Genomic DNA, 17,404 nt, shown 5'->3' on the forward strand with positions numbered 1-17,404 from the left:
GCGAGTGCGCGGGAAGCCGCTGAGACACCGAGCGATGGATCAGTGCCCAGGCGAGGGGACGCGATCGGGCACCTGGCCATCGGCTGAGCGCACCGTGCCCCAGCCAGCCACCAGTGCGACGATCGTCTGACCGGCCGCGGCCACGCACATCAACATGATCGGTGCTTGCCAGCCGGAACTCACCGTGTGCAGCAGCCCGAAGAACACCGGCCCCGCGGCGGCCAGCAGGTAACCGATCGACTGCGCCATCGCCGACAACGCGCTCGCCACGGTCGCGTCCTGGGCGCGCAGGCTGATGAAGGCCAGCGCGAGCACGAGGCAGGCTCCGCCGCCCAACCCGAGGACAACACTCCACAGCAACGCCGATCCCGGCGCCACGAGAAGTCCTAGGTAGCCGACGAGCAGGACTGCCGAGCAGATCGTCGCCAGCGCGCGCTGGTCACGCGCCCACCGCAGCGCGCCGGGCACCGCCAGGCTGGTCAGCACCGCGACGGCCTGGAACAGGAACAGCAGCCATCCCGCCGTGGCCGCGCTCACGCCGTTGTCCTGGAAGACCTGAGGCAACCACGTCACGACGACATAGAAGCCCAGCGACTGCAATCCCATGAACGCCGTGACCGCCCACGCAAGCCTGGAACCCCACGGCAACCGGTGTCCGCGAATCGCCTGTGCGGCACGCCGCGGAGCCCGCATCTGGGGAAGCCACAGCAGGACAGCCACCAGCGCGAACACGACCCAGCAACCCAACGCGGTATACCAACCGCCGGGGGTGACCTCACTGATCGGCACCGCCACCCCGGACGCCACTGCGGCGACACCGCCCATCACGGTGGCATAGGCGCTGGTCAGCAGTCCCACCTTGGTGGGGAAATCGCGCTTGATGAGGCTCGGCAGCAGCACGTTGCCCACGGCGATGCCCGCCCCGATCAGCGCGGTTCCCGCGAACAGACCGACTGCCGTCGGCACCCACCGGAGCGCGATCCCCAGCGTCAGCACCACGAGCGCACCCCCAAGGAGCTGGTCGGCTCCCCACCGCGCGGCCAGTCGAGGCACCAGCGGGGACACCGCCGCGAACGCCAGCAAGGGCAGTGTGTTCAGCAGGCCCGCCACGGCCGGGGCCAAGCCCAGATCAGCCTGCACGCGATCCAACAACGGCCCGACGCCGGTCAAACTCGCTCGCAGGTTCGCTGCCACCACAAGCAGCCCCCATACCAGCAACGCCTGACCGGAACGCCGCGTCAACGTGTTCTCCATGCACACCACGATCAAGCCGCACCGCCGCCGACAACCAGGCCGTGCTCAGGCCAGCCCCCAAAGGGCCACCCTCCGCACTGCGCGATGAGGCACTGCGCGATCAGCGGGCGGCCCGGTACCTTATTGACGTGGGGACGCCATTGGGGAGTTTCATCCGGGCCAAGCGCGACAGCATCCAGCCGGAATCCCTTGGACTGCCGGACCGCGGCCGCCGCCGGTCACCGGGTCTGCGCCGACAGGACCTCGCCACGTGCGCCGGCGTCAGCGTCGAATACCTGACCCGCATCGAGCAGGGCCGCGACCGCAATCCATCGCCAGCGGTGATCAACGCCCTCGCCGACGCGCTCCGCCTCGACCCCTCGGAGCGCAACCACCTGCGCTACCTCGCGAAGATCACCGGCGACGAATGCTCCGTCCACATCCGGCCCGTGCCGCCGTCCCGACGCGTGCGACCGTCTGTCCTGCAGACACTCCGCCTCCTCGAACCCGGCGTCGCCATCGTGACCAACCGGCTGGGCGACGTCCTCGCCCACACCAGCAGCTACCGGTTGGTCACCAGCGGAACCGGACTGCTCGACGCCGCCCATCCGAACCTCAACCACTACCTGTTCACCGACCCCCGCGCCCGGACGTTCTTCGTCGACTGGGACGACATCGCGGACGAGCAGGCCTTCGACCTGTGGCAGGCGCCGTCCCTCGAGAATCTCGAGTGGCTCACCGCGGAGCTCACACCCATCGCCGGGCCCGACTTCACCCGCCGCCTGAAGCGTCATGTGGTGCCGCGACGTGGCGTTCTCCGGCTCAACCATCCGGCCGGGCACCAGCTTCGACTGCTTCGTGAGACGCTCGAACTGCCCACGGAGGCCCAACAACTCGTCGTCTTCCTCCCGGCCGACGACCAGACGGCCGAGGTCATCGACCAACTCCAGCGCCAGTCCCACGGCCGGCTCCGGTCCATCTCGTGACACACCGCGAGCTCTGCAAGGAGGGGGCCCGCCCTGGCAGCCGGCTCGGGCCCCTCTCCTTTCCGCGGTAGTAGTCGCTGGAGTTCGCTGTCAACGGGTAGCCGCTTTGCGGCATCGACGTTCTATGGCGCATGTCACATAACCGCGCTGTCACAGGGATCGGATCGCCGGCGTCTCTTGTTCGCCAGGATGCCGAGCGGTACATGAATCCAGGAGTGCGGACGAAGCCATGGAACCCCGCTTCGACCTGCCGGCCCTCGAGCTCGGCGCCGAGATCGCCGAGCGGTTCGACAACCTCGCCCTGGCGATCCAGCGTTCACCGATCGTCAAGCGGTGAGCTTCATTGAAGGAGAGAGCCCTGGTGTCGTCTTCGAAGCCGGTCATGTCCGTTACCGGCGCACAGCTTCCGATCTGCCGTACCTGCGGTGTGCAGTACGGGGCACCACGCGCCGACTGCCCGATTTGTCTGGACGAGCGGCAGTATGTCGGTTGGGAAGGCCAACAGTGGACCACGCTGGCCGAGTTGCGCGCCGGTGGGCATCGCGGTCGGGTCGATGAGGAGGGCCCCGGCGTGTTCGGGGTCGGGGCGGTGCCGTCGGTGGGTGTCGGCCAGCGTGCGCTGCTGATCCGTTCACCGTCCGGCAACGTGCTGTGGGATTGCGTGGGGTACCTCGATGACGATCTTGCCGCAGAGATCGAGAAGCTGGGCGGGATCAGCGCGATCGCCGTCAGCCATCCGCACTTCTACGGCGTGATGACCGAGTGGGGCCGGGCCTTCGACGCCCCGGTGTACGTCCACGCCGCGGACCGTGACTGGGTCGGGCGGCCCCATCCGCTGATCGAGTACTGGACGGGCGACACCCACCAGATCGCGCCTGGCATGACGCTGATCAACGCGGGCACGCACTTCGCCGGCGGCACCGTGCTGCACTGGAGCGATGACCCCGAGGGACGCGGCGCGCTGTTCAGCGGCGACATCTTCATGGTGGTGATGGACCGGCGGTGGGTCAGCTTCATGTACAGCATCCCCAACTTCATTCCAGAGCGACCACGCGTCATCCGCCGCGCACTCGCGTTGATCGAACCGTTCACCTTCGAACGCATCTACGGAGCGTTCTGGGGGCGGGTGGTCCCTGCCAATGGAAAGGCAGCGGTACACCAGTCCGCGACGCGGTACATGCGCTTCGCGCTGGACGATGACTCGTAGCAGTCACACCGTGGCACATTAATGTGCCGCTTCCTTTGGCCCCGGCGCTGAGACGTCCGAGGCGTCGCTGCCGCCAGACGCCGGACTCTGCCGTTTCGTGCCACCGAGACTCCACTGCCCGATGACGTGACGCCCACGCGGCAGCCGTATGTGGCGGACGTCACGTAACCCCGCTGTCACAAGGATCAGGTCGTCGGCATCTTGTGTCCGTCCAGAGCAACAGGCGACAACGCAAGGAGTGCGTCATCGAACCCCGTTTGAATCTCTCCGTCAGCCCGCTGGCGGCAAAGTCCCTGAAGTACTTCGCCTCGGCGAGCAAAGCGCTTCTCGATGGCGCCACGCTGCCGAAAGCGACCCAGGACCTGGTGATGCTCCGCGCCAGTCAGATCAACGGCTGCGGCTTCTGCACTGACATGCACGCCAAAGACCTGGCGCACGCCGGGGAAGCCTCGGTGCGCATCAACCTGGTCGCGGCCTGGCGGGAGGCCACGGTGTTCACCGAGGCCGAACGGGCCGCGCTGGAGCTGACCGAGCAGGGCACCCGCATCGCCGACGCGGCCACGGGTGTCACCGACGAGGCCTGGGCCGATGCCGCCAAGCACTTCGACGAGGAGCAGCTCGCCGCCCTGGTGATGCTCATCTCCCTCATCAACGCCTCCAACCGGATGGGCGTCATCACCCGACTGCAAGGCGGCGACTACCAGCCGGAGCGCTAGTTCGTCATCGACGGGATGCCCGTCGCCCGGCCGAGAGAACTGCGGGTCTCGGCCGGGGAGAGGGCACCGCTGTCATCGATCACCGCAATGAAGGACATCAGCTAATGGATACCGTTCGTGGTCCGCGCCGCCGGACCCGACTCATGGCCTGGGCCGGCCGTCTGGCGCTCGTCGCGCTGCTGGCGGCCGTACTGCCGGCAACCACTGCCGCGGCCAGTGCCGCTGCGCCCGACTCGACCATGTCCCGGTGCAGCAGCAGTTATCTCCAGTCCGCGCTGCGGCTGTCCCACGTCACGGTGGACTCCGCGAACCCCGTCACCACGGGCAGCTACACCCCGCCTGGGACGACCACCCCGATCACCGGGCTTCCCGGCTTCTGCGCTGTGGACATGACGGACACCGACTCCGCGGGTAACGCCGCCCATATCGCCGTCTGGCTCCCCGCGACGTGGAACGGTCGATTCCAGGGCCTCGGCGGGGGCGGCTACCTCTGCGGGATCTACTATGCCCCGATACCGGGGTACGTCAGCGCCTCCCTTGCCGAGACCCTCAAGAACGGATACGCGTCAGCGGCCACGGACTGCGGGATCTCGTCGGCCGACGCGTACACCGGCAACTGGGCGCTGACGTCCGACGGTCAGCTCAACACGCCGCTGATCAACGACTTCGCCTCCGCCGGCATCCACGACATGACCGTCGCCGGCAAGGCTGTGACCCAGGCCTTCTACTCCGGCAAGATCCGGTACTCCTACTTCAACGGCTGCTCGACGGGCGGCCGGGAAGCCATGATGGAGGCGCAGCGGTACCCGGCCGACTACAACGGCATCGTCTCCGGCGCGCCGGCGATCAACTGGACGCGCTGGGTCCCGGCCGGCATCTGGCCCGCCCTGGTCATGAACCAGCTGCATGACGCGCTGCCGACCTGCAAGCAGGACGCGTTCACCGAGGCGGTGGTGAAAGCCTGCGACCCTCGGGACGGCGTCACCGACGGCATCATCACCGACCCGGCAGGCTGCAACTGGAACGCCGACACGCTGATCGGTCTGAGCACCCCCTGCGGCACCATCACCGCCACCGATGCGACCGTCATGAACAAGATCTGGCAGGGCCCGGTCACCACCGACGGGCGACCACTGTGGTACGGCCTCGAACGCGGTGCCTCGCCGGCCGTGCTCGCCGCGACCACCACCACGAACGGGGTCACCACCCCGGCGCCGTCCTTCCTCCCTCTGGGCTGGCTGGGTACCTGGCTGCAGCGGGATCCGAAGTGGGACTGGACAACCCTCACCTTCGACGAGTTCGACAGGATGTTCGAGCAGTCGGTGCGGGAGTTCTCGGCCGCCATCGCCACCGACGACCCTGACCTGAGCGCCTTCAGGGACAACGGCGGCAAGATCCTCATCTGGCACGGGCTCGCCGACCAGGTGATCCCCTCCGGGGGCACCATCCAGTACTACCAGCGCGTCCAGCGCGCGATGGGTGGTAAGGCGAGCACGGATCCGTTCGCCCGGCTGTTCCTGGCCCCCGGCGCCGCCCACTGCGCCAACGCGGCCGGCCCGACCCCCACCGACCCGCTGGCGGCGACGGTGGCCTGGGTGGAGCACGGACAGGCGCCACAGTCCATCCCGGCCACACTCACCGACCCGGCCACCGGCACCGAGACCCTGTCCCGGCCCCTGTGCGCCTACCCGCTCGTGGCCCGCTACACCGGCCACGGCAACACCGGCGACGCACGGAACTTCACCTGCGCACCCACCAGCAAGGCGGGTTGACGAAGCCCTCTTGAGGGCTTCATCCCAACTGGCCCCTGCCGCATCGGTGTCGGGCCCTGCCAGAGGAACCTCCGGCGGGCCCGACACCGCCGCCTTCACCGCGACTACCTCGCCTTGGTGGCCCCTGCGCCTGCCGAAAAGGGTGTGTCCAGTTAACGGCGTACCCATCGAGCCGGATCTCGCTCATCAGTAGAGCCGCGCGGTCGAGTAGTTCGACGGCTTGCAGGTGGACAGCGGAGCGATCGGCGAGCTTTACCCGCGGCCTGGCCGCGCCACGCGAATAACGTCGCCGACCTGGAGTCGGCTCCGGTCAGGAAACTGCCGATCAGCGTCCGCGACGGTCTGCTCGAAGAAACCGAGGGCCACCTCGGTGTGCGGCCTGCGGGCCGTGCCACAGGTTCACGCCGTCCTGGGCGAGCCGGGCGCGATTCCCTCGACACGGACGTCCAGACTTCACGAAGGAGGCTCCCCGACAGTGCGGCCGCTTCCTCTCGTGAGACGCGCGACCCCGCGGATGCTCACCTGAGGCGGTGGACGGTGAAGTTGTCATCGTCTCGTGCGAAGACGACATAGTGATCGTTGATGTCTTGTACCTTGCCGGGGATCTGGCCCAGGCTCGCACCCGAAGCATCGAGCACGACATATTGGACGTCGGTGCCGACGGTCCGGGCGAAGATCCGGCCCTTCCACACATGGTCGACCTCGATCGACTCGGGCAACAACGGGCTGTTCACTCGGACTACGCCGTCGGTGAGCTGGATGGTCGCGAGCCTGGTGCGGCCCTCCTCGCCGACGGTGCACGCGATCAGCGACTCGCCGTCGCCTGTACACATGCGTGGCTTCTTGTTGAGTACGGCACGCTCGCGGCCTGTCGCGGGATCGATCGCGATGATGGCGTCATCGGCGGAGACGACCGCGAGATCGTCCCGCGCATATCGGGGTTGTGAGGTCTTGAAACGTCCGGCGAGGTCCCAGCGCTTTTGGCCGGTCTTGGCGTCCAGACCCACCGCCGTCGTCGGCCCCTCCGGCTTGGAGCCGGTCCAGGCCAGCCCGGTGCCCCCGGCGATGACGACGGTGAAGCCGCTGGCCTCCCAGAGTTTGCGGCGTGTGTTCGTGCTGTAGGCGAACGTTCGTTGCGTGACTTTGCGGCCCTTCTGCGAGAAGGCGCTCACCAGGATCAGTTCGTCGTCGGCTGTGATCGAGGGCGTCAACCAATTTCGCTTGGCCTTGGTGACCGGGATCTTCCACAGCAGCTTGCCGGACTCACCAGACAGAGCAGCCACCCCCTTTTCCTCGCCTTTCTCGTAGGCGAGGAGGACCGACCAGCCGTTCGCGCTCCCTTCGCCAAGGACACTGACGTCGACTACCAAGTCGAATGACGCGTGCGTGCCGTCAGCCGCGAGTCGCTGGCCGTCGCTGACCGACCAGCGCTTCTTGCCGGTCTCCACGTCGGAGACGAGCACCCGGACGGTCCTCTCCTGGTCCCGGCCACTCTGAAGTAGCGCGTCGTCGACCACTTCAATGGCAGGACCCCAGTAGGAATTGTCGCTGCGCCCCTCCCAGAGCGGTTCCGCGTCGAACGTGATCGGGGCGGGTTTGCCCGGAGCCGCCGTTGTGGGCTGCGGGTCGGCGGCTGCGGGAGAGCCCATGCCGTACACGCCGCAACTCGTCGCGCCGGCCCCCACACAGAAGACGGTGTAGTGGTCGGAGCCTGCGGCGAGCTTGCCCTGCGGGGTGTCGCCCAGCCGGTTGCCCGATCGGTCGACGGCGAAGGTGCGCACGACGTCGTCCCTGTCCTTGGTGCTGCCGAAGATGTAACCCCGCCAGGCCCCTTCCAGATCCCACGTGAACGAATTCTCAGGGAGCACATCGCCCTCGTCTGAACGGCGGAACGCGTCCTCGCCGGCACGCAGGGTCATGAGCGCGCCAACGTCGTTGCAGGCGATCATTTGCCCGCCATCGGCCGCGCATGGCGCGAACTTGCCGAAGCTGCCGATCGCATGACCGGTCCGAGCATCGAGGGCCAGGGTCGCGTAGGAATATTCGTCCGTGCTCTTTACCGGCCTCCCGCGGACCGCGACCATGCCACTGGTCGCGGCCTCGATGACGGACTTCTTCAGCCGGTCCTTGAGGGACCACAGGTTGGCGCCGGTGGCGAGGTCGAGGCCGACGACCGTTCCCTCTGGTTGTTCGGTGCTGTATTTCCAGGGGGTGCCGGTCAGTTCGGCCACGTCGTCGGGAATGACGCCGAGCACGGTGCCGGCGGTGATCGATTGAGGCAGCACCCCGGGCTGCTCCCACAGCTTACGGCCGTCGGCCGTACCGAAGGCGATGGTCCGCACACTGTCGCCCGAACCGGTGCCCACCAGGATCGTTTTCTGGTCGGCCGCCGCCACTCGAACGTGCTCTTCGGAGCTGCTGAGCGGCGTTTTCCAGCGGAACCTGCCGTCCTTGCCGGACATCGCGGCGATCCCCTCACTGGGGCCGTCGGAGTACTCCGACTTTCTGTGCTGGTACGGGATGATCATCATCCAGTCGCCGTCGTCGCCCACGACGACAGGGCCGCCGGAGCTGGGCGAGAAGCCGTCATCACCCCACGCGTACGCACCGCCGCTCCCGGCCAGCGGGTCGGCTTCCGCGAGCGTCCAGATCACGCGACCCGTCCTCGCATCCAGCACGATGAGCGTGGATCGGAATTGACGCTGGCCGGCCACGATCACCGAGGTGTCATGGATCGTGACGCCGTCGACATCATCCAGCCCGATGTTCCTGGTGTTCCACAACTGCTGGCCGAACGCCAGCGGCTTGAGCGTGGACTCCTCATCCACCGGCCACCTCATGCCACCCGAGCAGGCGGACACCAGCATCAAGCCCACAACAACAACCACCGCGACCATCGCCCTGACCATGTGGCGGCACTCTACGGACGCGCGATATAGATTCGCTTTACGCGAGCCGTCTCCGCTGCTCCGCAGCGCGACGAGCACGGCCGCCCGACCACTGGCCGGGGTCGGCGAGGAGGCGTTCACCTACTCGTACGTCGACAAGGCGACCAAGCGGGAGAACCATGTCGCCCGCCACCTGGCAAGCACCTGTTCAGGTCCCGGTCGAACACCTTCGCCACCAGACGTGACGTGCCCGGTCTCGCCGACACCGCGACCGCGTTCGAACGCCAGGTGGGCACCTCCGCCGAGACTGGAGTCGTCTACCGGGCGAGCAACCTGGTGGTGATCGTCAGTTACACCCGGCAGGGACCGGTGGATCAGCGGATGCGGGACAACTGGCGGTTGACCGTGCGGCTGCGTCTAGAGTTGCTGCGAGATGACGTCTGGGGTGTCGGGAACCGGGTCGAGTTCGATCGCGCGGGCCTCGTGGTAAGTGATCAGCCCCAGCTCGTGGAGGATTGCCGCGGACTTGTTCAGGCAGTCACGGTCACTGGTCGCCCGGCCGAGCCCCCACAAATGCTCTGCCTCCCAATAGGTGCCGGACAAGCCGCGCTGCCGATCCAGCCGGAGGGCCTCCTGGAAGCAAGTCACCGCCTCATCCGCCTGCCCAGCCAGTCTGTGTGCCTCACCAAGGTTGCCCAGCGCCATCACCTCGGTGACCCTGGCATTCGACTCTCTTGCCAGGGACAGAGCCTTCCGGTGAGCCGCGATCGCCTCGCTGTAACGTCCGAGTCGTTGATGGGTCAGTCCGATGCCGGTCAGGCACGACGCCTCATGCCGGGCATGGCCCAATCGGTGCCACATTGCGCTCGCCTGGTCCAGGGCAACAAGCGACTCCTCGTGGCGCCCCAACGAACGAAGAGCCGCACCACGTCCGTTCAGGGCCAAGGCTTGGCCGGTGTCATAGCCGATCGGCCTCCAGGCATCGAGAGCACGATCGAAGGACGCCAGAGCCTCTGCGGGCTTTCCCAACGCGTGCAGTGCCCAACCGAGATCATTGTTGCCGAGCCCCGCCTGGCGGAGATCACCGGTGGAACGCGCCACCTCCAGAGCGAGGTGTCCCAGAGCCAGTTGCTCGCGCCATCGCGCTCGCTGTTCCAACGGCGTGTTCAAGCATGCGGACAGGTAGGCCGCGATCGCCGGATCAGCACTCGTCACGGCCTGCCGGGCGGTGGCTACAAGGTTCTCGATCTCGATATCGAGCCATGCCTTGACCGCCTCAACGGAGTCCAGCGGCACCCCCGAATGGGTGAGCACCTCGGGGACGAAGTCGATCCGCCAGGCGATCAGCGGCTCGACCGACAGCGCCGCGCGTCGTGCCGTGGCGAGATAACAGTGGAAAGCTCGTCGGACGGCGAGGGCTCGGGCTTTCTCGCTCTCCTGTTTCATCGCAAGTTCCTTGGCGAACAACCGCAGGAGGTCGTGCATGCGATATCGCCCGGGAACATCGGACACCACGAGCTGGCTCTCAAGCAAATGATCGAGAAGCGCGGCCGTGCGCCGCTCCGGCAGCTCCGCGAGAGCTGCGGCGACGGGAACGCCGATATCCGGCCCGTCTAGAAGGCCGAGCAACCGGAACAGCCGGGCCGCCGGTCCATCACCCAAATCCTCGTAGCTGACCATGAAACTGGCGCGCACCGCCTGGTCGTCGATTTCGAGCTCGGCCAGCCGCCGCTGCTCGCTGGCGAGTCTGTCGGCGAGGGCGCGAACTGACATGTCCGGACGCCCGAGCAGCCGCGCTGCGACAATGGACAGCGCCAGCGGTAGTTCGCCGCACAGTGGTATGACCTCGGCCACCGCCTGGGCTTCGCGGTCGAGCCGGTCAGCGCCGAGGAGCCTGGTGAGAAGCGCGCAGGCCTCATCTGGCGCCAGCCCTCGGAGCTGAGAATGGCTCGCGGCGTCGATCGAGCTCAGCATCCGCCTGCTGGTGATGAGCACGCTGCACGTCGCACTGCCGGGCAGCAGATGGCGTACCTGCTCGGCGCTCGCCGCATTGTCCAAAAGGATCAGCAGGCGCTTCCCGTGTGTCAGCGAGCGGAAGGTCGCGACGGCCTCCTCCTGCTCGCCCAGGATCGCCGGGGTGGCGACTCCCATGGAGCGCAGGAATCGGCCGAGCACCTCCGCGGTGGGCAGGGGGTCCGTATCGGGAGTGGATCCCTGCAGGTTGACGTAGAGCTGTCCATCGGGGAAGCGGTGGGAGATGCGGTGGGCCACCTGGAGAGCGAGAGCCGACTTGCCGATGCCGGCCGGTCCGGAGATGGCCACCGCGCGTTCGGAGCCATCGGTCAGTAGGGTGCACAGCCTCTCGACGTCTGTCTCACGGCCGGTGAACGTCGCGATGGGGCCGGGCAGCTGTGCCGGGATCGGTCGTGCGAGTGCCGTGAGCTGGGCGACGACCTGCGACGGGACACCCGGGGCCGACTCCGGCTGGGTACTCTTCTCTTTCGTCCGTCGAGCTTCCGGATGGTTGGATCCCCCCACTATGAGCCCCCGCTGGTAGTGGGTACGCCGATCGACAGTTCCACAACCACTCGACTGGCGGCGATCTTCAGCAACGCTGCGGTCGACATGATTTCCAGGACGACTGGCTGACCGGCTGATCGGCTAATCAGGAAATCCACACCACTACCCATCGTCCCTCATTTTAGGGACAAACATTCTAGCGGGGTGTCCGACGGAGGATGGCCCGGCCGATGTTCAGACGCTCACCTGCGCAGCCGCCCTTACGGCCTTGTCGTGCCAGCCCGCGGCTCCTATGGCTGCGAAGGTCTCGGCAGCCTGTTGGAGATGGAAGGTGCTGTCGTCGCTTTTGAGGTGGCCGAGAGCGAGCAGGACCCGGCCCTCGATCAGCCTGTCGCCCACCCGGCGGGCGATGCGCAACGCCTGGTGCAGAGCGGAGCCGGCCTCGACGATCTCTCCGAGGTCGAGCTGTGCCTCGCCCAGCGCATGTAACACATACGCCTGGCCGACCAGGTCGTTCAGGTCGAGGGTGAGGGCCAGGGCGTGCTCGCCCTTCCTGATCGCTTCGGCGTGCCGGCCTTGGCGGCGGTAGACCTCGGCCAGGCGTTTGAGTAGCTGGGCCTCGGTCTGTTTGCTTCCTGGATTGATGGTCAGCGCGCGATCCAGCAGCCGCGCGGCCTCCTCCAGCCGGTCTTCCAGCATGTGCACGTGTGAGAGAAAGCCCAAGCCGTGAGCCAGGCCGGTGGTGTCGCCGACCTGCTCGAAGAGTGTCAGTGCCTGTTCCAGTTCCTGTCTCCCCCTGTCGAGGTCTCCCTCGAAGAGATGAACCGTGCCGAGGTGGCGGAGCACGATGGCCTGGCTGGGCACGTCTCCAAACCGTTGGAACAGCTCAAGAGCTGTTTCCAGTAGGTCGGCGGCCTGGGGGAGCCGGCGTTGGCTCAGGTTCAGGGAGCCGAGGGAGAACAGCATCGCGGCCTGGCCCGGCAGGTGGGAGGCGGCGCGGCAGGCTTCGAGGGCCCGGGTGGCGACCGCCCGCCAGTCGTCGAAGTAGGCCCGCGACTCGAACATGTGCACAAAGCTGGCCGCGAGGTCGCGGCACAGGTCGGCCAGCCGCAACTTAGCGCTCTGCGCCACAGCGGAGACGAGGTTGAGTCGCTCGCTCTCCAGCCACGCCAGCGGGTCACTCATCAACGCCGCCTGCGATGCGTCTTCCGGTAGCCAGCGCGGAGTGTCACCGCGCGGCACCATCGGGTAGCGGCTGTATCGCAGGTCGCGGGCCTGCTCCGCCAGACCGAGCAACGCGCCGAAGGCCCGGCTCAGCACGGCCAGCCTGGCGTCAGGCGGCTCTGCGGTCTCCGCCTGTTCGCGGGCGAACAGGCGGATCAGATCGTGGAACCGGTAACGCGGTTGACCGGCTCCGTCTCTGCCGAGCGGCTGCAGCAGTTGGGCATCGACCAGCTCCTCCAGTAGCCGCTCACCGTCGTGCACCGTCGTGTCCAGCAGCGCCGCCACCAGCCAGGGCGCGAATCCGCCTGGGGCGTCCATCAGCCCCAGCCGCCGGAACGCCAGGGCCGCCCGCGTCGACAGTTCGCGGTAGGACAGCCCGATGCTGGCTCGTACCTCCAGCCCACCTCGGCTGAGCTGGTCCAACCGGCTACGCTCGTCGGCCAGCCGCTCGGCCATTTCGGCGACTGGCCACTGCGGCCGCATGGCCAGTTTCGCCGCCGCGATGCGCAGCGCCAGCGGTGACCCGTCACACAGAGCGGCGAGTTTCGCCGCCGCCTCCCGCTCGGCAGCCGCTCGCTCCGCTCCGAGCACACGCTCCAGTAGTTCGGCGGACTCCTGCTCGGCCAGAACCTCCACCTGTACCGGCAGCGCACCACCGCCCACCATCAACCCTTCCAGCCGGCGTCTGGAGGTGACGATCACACAACAGCCTGGCGTCGCCGGCAGCAGTGGCCGTACCTGTGCCGCCGATTCCGCGTTGTCCAGTACGACCTGCACCTGCCGGCCATCCAGGAGGCTGCGAAACAACGCGGTCCGCTCCTCGACCCCGGCCGGAACCGCCGCCCCGTCAACTCCGAGCGCCCGCAGGAACCGTTCCAGCACCGCCGCCGGTTGTGCCGACTCTCTGTCGAGGTCATAGCCACGAAGATTGGCGAACAACTGGCCATCAGGGAACCGGTCGGCCGCCTGATGAGCCCACTGCAGGGCCAGCGCGGTCTTGCCCACCCCGGGCGCCCCGCTGATCACGCCCATTGGCAGGTGTCGCCCGTTCTGCCGCAGCAATCGATCCAGCATCCGTATCTGCGTCATCCGGCCCACGAACGCTGATACCGCCGGCGGCAACTGCGCCGGCCGTACCGTCACGACTGGCCCTGAACCCGCCGGAGGAGGCCCATCGTCCGCGTTCCCGCCAAGGCGCGGCGCAGGCAGCGCGGGAACCTCCGGTTGCGTGGCGTCGCCAGCGGGCGGTCCGGCCAGGATCGCCTGCTGGACCTCTCGCAGCCCTCTGCCCGGTTCCAAGCCCAGTTCGTCCAGGAGATGTTTGCGCCCCTGCTGGTAGCTTTCCAGCGCGTCGGCCTGCCGTCCCGAGTGCCACAGCGCCAGCATCAGCTGCGCGCGCAGCCCCTCACGCAGCGGATGATCCTCCACCAGCCCTGCCAGCCGTGCCACCACCTCGCGAGGACGGCCACAGGCCAACTCCGCCTCGGCCCACTCCTCTGCGATGCCCAGCCGGGCATCCTCCAGGCCGCGGGCCACCGCGGCGATCTCGGTGGTGTCGATCTCGGCCAGAACCGGCCCCTGCCACAGCCCGAGCACCCGCCCCAGCATCGCCGCCGCCTGCTCGCTGTTCCCAGCTGCGGCCGCCCTTCGGGCCGCTGCCGCCTGTTCCTCCGCCTCGCGCATGTCCAGCCACACGCCGTCGGTGCGCAGGCGATAACCGGCCTGCTCAGTGACGATCACTGGCACGCCGCAGCCGGCGGCCTTGAACGCCTTACGTAACCCGTGCACATGGATCGGGATCTGGGTGCGCACCGATTCGGGCAGGTGCTCCCCCCAGACCGCGGCCGCCAGCCGATCGACCGACACGACCCGCCCGGCATCCAACAACAGCGCGGCCAGCAGTGAACGCTGCCGAAGCCCGCCCAACCTGACAGGGCGCCCCAGGACACCGACCTCCAGCGGACCAAGAACTCGAAACTCAATGTGAATTGTCATGACATCCCCCGATAACCATCCAGTGTCCTGCGTTCGAAACTCATCGGCAACAGGCAGGCAAGGGATTCGAGGATCACTTCTGCGGTCTTCCCCTCACAGGTGGCTGGGATCTGGTTCGACTGGATCGGTGTCGGCCACTCACGGGTGCCTCTGGCCCGGGTGAATCGAATCGATAGCGAATCAAAAACCAGCTCTTCTAGTCTCCGGCATCGACGAAATCCACCGCATGGAGTTCAGAGCCCTCGCGCGTCTGTGCGCGGATGCGGTTCGCGTGCATTATGAAGGAGATTCGATGGGACACGGCAAGTGGCTGTCCGCGACGACGGGCGCGGCCCTGGTCGCCACCCTTGGCATAACCGCTCCGGCGCAGGCCGTGAGCGGCGGGGATGCCTATGGCTGGGTAGTTGTGGGCGACGGGAAGGCTCGCCAGGTCGTGGTGCTGGACTCTCGGAACAAGTCGTGGGACCCGGCCAAGGATCCCGGGGCGCTGAAGTGGAAGTGGAAGCCGTCCGCGAAGAACGGATTCCCCGAGGCCGAGCTCGATGACTGCACGCTGTGCTCGGGGGCGATCGCGGACGCCCGGCTCCGTTATGGCGGGCCACGCCAGACCGGAGGCAAGTCGGTCCTCGCGGTGAACGACGGCGGGTTCATCGGTGTGGCGTCCTACCCGTCGGGCAATCGCCTGTGGGCCGTGGACACGGGAGGCGACGGGATCCTGCCCCACGCCGTGGAACTGCTCCCCGACGGCAATGTCGCCGCCGCGGCCACCAAAGGGAGCTGGGTGCGGGTCTACACGGCCTCCCAGAGCTCGACTTCGAAGAAGTACGCGGAGTTCAAGCTGCCCGGCGGTCATGGCGTGCTCTGGGACCCGGCCAATGAGCTCCTGTGGGCGCTTGGCGACAAGGACCTGGTGGCTCTCAAGGTCGGCGGCACGCCCGCACAGCCGACCCTGACCGAGACCCAGCGGGTCGCGCTTCCCGGCATGAAGGGCGGCCACGACATGGCCCCGGTCTTCGGTGACAAGGGCCGGCTGTGGATCACCACGAACGACGCCGTCTACCAGTACGCAAAATCCACGAGTACCTTCACCACCGAGTACGCGAACGCAGACAAGGTGAATGTGCGGCTCGTCAAATCGGTTGGTGACCAGCAGGGCACCGGGCAGATTCTCAGGACCCGGCCGAAGAGCGGCTGCGGCGCGTCCTGGTGCACCGACACGGTGGAGTTCTTCGGCGGCACCGCGTCCCGCACCCTGCCGGGCTCCAAGATCTACAAGGCCCGCTGGTTCAGGCCGGACTACCAGTGACCATGTCGAAGCTTGTTCTGGCTGCGATGTTGATCGTCCTGACCGGCACAGGATGTGGGCTGCTGCGCTCGGATCGTGGGTGGGTTCGAGCCGGTCGTCCGAGCCAGGACGGCCAGGTGCCGACGCGCGGACGACGACCTGCTGGACGGGGTGCCCGGGTACGGTCCTGACGAGGTGCTCAAGTCGCCCATCGGCCGAGCAGGTCATCCGGGTGAGGAGCGTCCTGCTGGAACTGACGGGTGACGACAGTGTCATCGACCAGGCGGCGTGGGAGATGGCGTCATGGCTACGTGCGCACACGAAGGCAGGCGAGAACTGACGCTCGCCGGCGTCTAGCCCGAAAAATGATCACGGTGCCCGCTGAAAAGGACACTGAAATAGCACTGAATCACCCTCCGCGCGCCGAGTTCGATCTCTCGGGCGTCGTGAGGACAGGCGGTGTCCAACGAGAGCCCTGGCACGTTCGCGCCGTTCGGACGACTGGCGGGCACTCAGTCGCGACGCTCGACACAGGCGACGTCCCCGATGCGAGGGCGGATGACCGTCCACCCGGTACGCAACGACCTTGCCCGCCCGATCGTGCTGGCCTACCCGCAGCCGCCGCTCACGATCTGCACGGACCGGCCCACCTGATGCGGGGACCGGCTCAGCCGATGGGAGATGCCGTCGCCGCGCCGGTGGCCCGGCATGGGTGCGTGGGTGTAGATCTTCGAGGCCCACGGTTGGCGTGCCGCCAGTTGTCGGCGAACGTGGAGCGGGCCGGCATTGGCCAGCCGTCGGACATTGCGTTCTTTCCTGCTCATCGCGCGCAGCCCGCGCGATGAGCAGCTTCGGCCTGACGGAACCCTCCTGCCGTGCAGGATGCCCCCGCCCAGAGCTCCTGGCCAGAGGCAATCCCACACGCATTGAGGAACGCAGCACTAGCAGTGGCTGACGCCCGGGAACGGGTCCTTCCAGGTGTAGACGTTCTCGGCCGCGACGTAGCCGGTGCGCCCGCTGACGTCGCCGTACGTCTTGTACCAGATGTTGTTCCCGCCTCCGTGCTTCTGCCCGGAGACGTAGCACTGGAAGTAGCTGGGGTTCGACTTCAGCGTGTCCACGGCATCCTGGTCGTGGTCGCTGTAGCGCGGGCTGCGCCACAGGCTCACCCCGGTCTTGTTCCCGCAGTACAGGTGCCCGCTCTTGGCGTAGCACGGCGGGTTGCCCTGGGCCTGCGCCGGAGCCGTCACCAGCAGGCTCGTGCCGATCAGCGCCAGCCCGCCGGCCACCATCGCGATCTTCGTGTGTAGTCGCATTCCAGATCCCCCTCGTTCGAAACTGCTATGTACCGGGCGATGCTAGGTGCGACGCCTTTTGATCCGTTATCGATGTGATTAACGCGCCACGGAACGGCGGCTTGAATGACGACGACTCTCTGGTACGGCGGGCCAGCGGGCCGGTATGGACGATCGCCGCGGCCGCGGCGATGGCCCCGTGACGCCGGTGGCCGGGCGGAAACCGCCAGGGCGACGTCTCCGGGCGCGCAGCGGCAGACCGTGGGTGGGGGGCAGTAGGGTG

The 17,404-nt window shown here is 67.5% G+C and carries 12 protein-coding genes; 7 read left to right on the forward strand and 5 right to left on the reverse strand.

Translation table 11 applies throughout. The annotated features are described in order from the left end of the window. Positions 1-39: 39 nt before the first annotated feature. A complete protein-coding gene (locus tag ABZ297_RS18910; RefSeq protein WP_355347316.1) occupies positions 40-1,254 on the reverse strand; it encodes an MFS transporter in 1,215 nt (404 codons plus the stop codon). A 128-nt stretch (positions 1,255-1,382) separates the two neighbouring features. Here ABZ297_RS18910 and ABZ297_RS18915 point away from each other — a divergent pair, with 128 nt between their 5' ends. The 4 genes from ABZ297_RS18915 (at position 1,383) to ABZ297_RS18930 (ending at position 5,914) form a co-directional block, all read left to right on the forward strand. Then, the gene (locus ABZ297_RS18915) at positions 1,383-2,219 is read left to right on the forward strand and encodes a helix-turn-helix transcriptional regulator (RefSeq protein WP_355347319.1); all 837 of its coding nucleotides are present in this window, start codon (positions 1,383-1,385) and stop codon (positions 2,217-2,219) included. 361 nt (positions 2,220-2,580) lie between these two features. Continuing rightward, complete coding sequence (locus ABZ297_RS18920) at positions 2,581-3,426, forward strand: MBL fold metallo-hydrolase (protein ID WP_355347322.1); 846 nt, start codon at positions 2,581-2,583, stop codon at positions 3,424-3,426. Positions 3,427-3,683: 257 nt separating this feature from the next. Next, positions 3,684-4,142: a carboxymuconolactone decarboxylase family protein gene (locus ABZ297_RS18925; protein ID WP_355347325.1), complete on the forward strand. Its 459-nt coding sequence runs from the start codon at positions 3,684-3,686 to the stop codon at positions 4,140-4,142. 104 nt (positions 4,143-4,246) lie between these two features. Next, positions 4,247-5,914, forward strand: coding sequence for a tannase/feruloyl esterase family alpha/beta hydrolase (locus ABZ297_RS18930; RefSeq protein WP_355347328.1), 1,668 nt, complete (start codon positions 4,247-4,249; stop codon positions 5,912-5,914). Positions 5,915-6,432: 518 nt separating this feature from the next. Here the strand turns inward: ABZ297_RS18930 and ABZ297_RS18935 are convergent. The 3 genes from ABZ297_RS18935 to ABZ297_RS18945 form a co-directional block, all read right to left on the reverse strand. Next, positions 6,433-8,823 (reverse strand): PQQ-binding-like beta-propeller repeat protein, encoded by a 2,391-nt coding sequence (locus ABZ297_RS18935; RefSeq protein ID WP_355347331.1) that lies wholly within the window; start codon positions 8,821-8,823, stop codon positions 6,433-6,435. A gap of 396 nt (positions 8,824-9,219) precedes the next feature. After that, positions 9,220-11,340 carry a tetratricopeptide repeat protein gene (locus tag ABZ297_RS18940; RefSeq protein ID WP_355347334.1) on the reverse strand — a complete coding sequence of 707 codons (2,121 nt, stop codon included), beginning with the start codon at positions 11,338-11,340 and terminating at the stop codon, positions 9,220-9,222. Positions 11,341-11,556: 216 nt separating this feature from the next. Beyond that, a complete protein-coding gene (locus ABZ297_RS18945; RefSeq protein WP_355347337.1) occupies positions 11,557-14,541 on the reverse strand; it encodes a BTAD domain-containing putative transcriptional regulator in 2,985 nt (994 codons plus the stop codon). Positions 14,542-14,833: 292 nt separating this feature from the next. On the opposite strand from ABZ297_RS18945, the gene ABZ297_RS18950 reads away from it, so the two are divergent. The 3 genes from ABZ297_RS18950 to ABZ297_RS18960 all read left to right on the forward strand — a co-directional run bounded on the left by ABZ297_RS18950 (position 14,834) and on the right by ABZ297_RS18960 (position 16,480). Then, the gene (locus ABZ297_RS18950; protein WP_355347340.1) at positions 14,834-15,847 is read left to right on the forward strand and encodes a DUF6528 family protein; all 1,014 of its coding nucleotides are present in this window, start codon (positions 14,834-14,836) and stop codon (positions 15,845-15,847) included. A 75-nt stretch (positions 15,848-15,922) separates the two neighbouring features. Next, positions 15,923-16,090 carry a hypothetical protein gene (locus ABZ297_RS18955; protein WP_355347343.1) on the forward strand — a complete coding sequence of 56 codons (168 nt, stop codon included), beginning with the start codon at positions 15,923-15,925 and terminating at the stop codon, positions 16,088-16,090. 195 nt (positions 16,091-16,285) lie between these two features. Next, on the forward strand, positions 16,286-16,480 hold the full coding sequence (locus tag ABZ297_RS18960) for a hypothetical protein (RefSeq protein WP_355347346.1): 195 nt from the start codon (positions 16,286-16,288) through the stop codon (positions 16,478-16,480). A gap of 287 nt (positions 16,481-16,767) precedes the next feature. On the opposite strand, the gene ABZ297_RS18965 is transcribed toward ABZ297_RS18960, so the two are convergent. Further along, positions 16,768-17,142, reverse strand: a complete 375-nt coding sequence (locus ABZ297_RS18965) for a hypothetical protein (protein ID WP_355347349.1) — start codon at positions 17,140-17,142, stop codon at positions 16,768-16,770. Between the last annotated feature and the right edge of the window lie 262 nt (positions 17,143-17,404).

Source organism: Nonomuraea sp. NPDC005983, assembly GCF_040614375.1.
Lineage (GTDB): Bacteria > Actinomycetota > Actinomycetes > Streptosporangiales > Streptosporangiaceae > Nonomuraea.

Excerpts from the sequence above, each read along its gene's own strand:
- ABZ297_RS18930 (WP_355347328.1), top strand. The coding sequence starts at position 4,247 with ATGGATACCGTTCGTGGTCCGCGCCGCCGGACCCGACTCATGGCCTGG.
- ABZ297_RS18965 (WP_355347349.1), bottom strand. The coding sequence starts at position 17,142 with ATGCGACTACACACGAAGATCGCGATGGTGGCCGGCGGGCTGGCGCTG.
- ABZ297_RS18910 (WP_355347316.1), bottom strand. The coding sequence starts at position 1,254 with ATGGAGAACACGTTGACGCGGCGTTCCGGTCAGGCGTTGCTGGTATGG.
- ABZ297_RS18950 (WP_355347340.1), top strand. The coding sequence starts at position 14,834 with ATGGGACACGGCAAGTGGCTGTCCGCGACGACGGGCGCGGCCCTGGTC.
- ABZ297_RS18935 (WP_355347331.1), bottom strand. The coding sequence starts at position 8,823 with ATGGTCAGGGCGATGGTCGCGGTGGTTGTTGTTGTGGGCTTGATGCTG.
- ABZ297_RS18945 (WP_355347337.1), bottom strand. The coding sequence starts at position 14,541 with ATGACAATTCACATTGAGTTTCGAGTTCTTGGTCCGCTGGAGGTCGGT.